Source organism: Candidatus Ruminimicrobium bovinum, from assembly GCF_902760015.1.
In the GTDB taxonomy this organism is placed as follows: domain Bacteria; phylum Elusimicrobiota; class Endomicrobiia; order Endomicrobiales; family Endomicrobiaceae; genus Ruminimicrobium; species Ruminimicrobium bovinum.
In genome coordinates this window covers 1-2,065 of sequence record NZ_CACWEU010000268.1, presented here as the reverse complement: position 1 = coordinate 2,065, position 2,065 = coordinate 1, and the positions used below count along the sequence as shown (strand labels likewise).

Annotated in this window: 1 protein-coding gene; it reads right to left on the bottom strand. The window is 62.2% G+C overall.

All coding sequences use genetic code 11. The annotated features are described in order from the left end of the window. The coding region (locus ACMUOV_RS08730) for a hypothetical protein (protein ID WP_413854770.1) at window positions 1-1,954 on the bottom strand (1,954 nt) is incomplete at its 3' end. Window positions 1,955-2,065: the final 111 nt, after the last annotated feature.

The following is a 2,065-nucleotide window of genomic DNA, read 5'->3' as shown; positions in this document are numbered from 1 at the left end:
CGTTGAGCCCGATGGGACGGCCAGACGACGTCACGGCGTAGCTCATGGCGCACTCGCGCGTCACGAGGCGGACGTCTTTCAGCGGTTCCGCTACCGTGACAGAGCCCTTCTTCGTTTCGTCAAAGTTGACACGGCGGACGTTCGGGGCGCTTAGCGAAAGCTTCCAGCCGACGTTCGCCAGCGACAGAACGGACAAGGAGGCAGCGGATGGAGGCGGCAACGCTCCCGCAGGGAACCTCGCAACTCCCCGCCCTGGCAGCTCAAACACCGTCCGTTCGCCTTTCCTCTCGGCGACAAGCGTCCGCATCGTGAACGGCTGCAAGTTGAGGACGGCCGATGAACCGTCCGTGAAAGTCCGCACAAGGAGATTTTTCGCGAATGCGCCATCCTGCTCGAAAACGGAAAACGTCGCCGGCAAATGTTCGCGGCAAAGCGCAAGGACGTGAGCCTCGCGCAAATCGGACTTGCCGGTGCGTTCTTCCACGACGAGTCCATCCTCGCGGCACGAGAACACGAGCGGCAAGTCCGTCGGCTCGTCTTCGTCGACGAGCCGGCATGTGACCTGGCTCGTCTCAAGCAATCTCAGGAGACCGAAGAAACTCGCGTGCAGATCGTAGTAGCCGCCGACCTCTTTTGGGCGCTGAAACGCCCGACTGGCCGCCGCGCGTCTCGGGTAGCGCACGGCCACCTCGCGCTCCGCAACGGTTTTCCTCGCCCATTCCGCGGCAACGCGCGCCTCGTCGGCAAGCAGATGCGCATACCGCTCGTACCAGGGGTGTATCTGCCCGGCCGGCGCAAGATAGCCGTGCTTCTCGACAAGTCCGCGCATGTCCATCGCGTCCATGCTGGTGACATAGTGGTCGATGCCGTGAAACGCGCACAGCCACATTACGAAGCGCAGCGTAGCCGGTACATGCGTCGGAGGGCCGCATGCGAAGAGTTCCGCAAGACCGCCGTTCCCCCTGTGCAGAATCGCCTGCCGCGCCAGGTTGTACGTCACCCATTCGATCAGCGGGTCTGCCGCCGGATCTGGATCGATGGCCGTGTAGACCTCGTCAATGCCGGGCAAGGACTCTCCGCGCAGGCAGCGAATCGGATTTCCGTTGTATAGAACCGATCCGTAGATGAAGTTCTCGCAGATCGCATGGCCCGTGAGCAGGATTCCATGTCGGTCGCACCACTCGCGGATCTGGTCGAAGTAGGCGGAGCGAAAGCGCTTGCCCATGAGATCGAGATATACGGCCCAAACGTCGCCTTTCCTCGTCGTCAGCCATTCCTCGACGTCGCCCTTGAGAGATCGACCTGTCGCGGCACGGTATTCGTCCTCCAGTCCGGAATACCTGCGGAACGAAACAAGCGGCTTTCCCTCTGGGAAGGCGACGCGGACCGGATGCCCCGGCTCGTCGGTGAATATGCCGAGGATCGTCTTGTTGGCGAACCACCTGGCAAGGCGCTTCGCATAGGCTTCGTGCGTCAATTCGACAAACCGCCTCACGGCTGCGGGCTCGCATACGTTCACCCATCCGGCCGGGGCAAACGCGCTAGTCCAGCGAAACGATCCGTCCGGGTTGCGGAACACTCCGTACTCTGCATAGCGCCACGCGTCGCTTTCGTTCGGCACGCGCCCCTTGCACGTTCCGCTCGGCCAGTTGTACTCGTCGTAGAGCCACACCTTCATGCCTCGCCTTTCGGCCTCGTCGCAGAGCCATTCGCACACGGTCAGCCACTCGTCGCCCATGTACTCGAGCTCAAGTCCGCTTCGCGCGTAGACCAGGAAAGACTCTATGTGCTGTTTTTCAAAAAACGCAACCTTTGCGCGAACCTCCGCCTCGGCGGGCCTGCCCGTGACGGCGAGAAACGGGATCATCCCGTCGCCACGCACGGGGCGACTTCCTTCGGCCGCAGCAGACAGCGGAAAGACGATGCCGACGGCTACCGCCAGCATCGTCGCCAAGATACGGCCGCCCACTCCGACTACGAGCTCCATTGCGCCAACAACGTCCTGTCGGCGGCTAATAGCAGATGACGACAAACCCCTTGGCCCTGAAATTGGCGAAGATGGTCG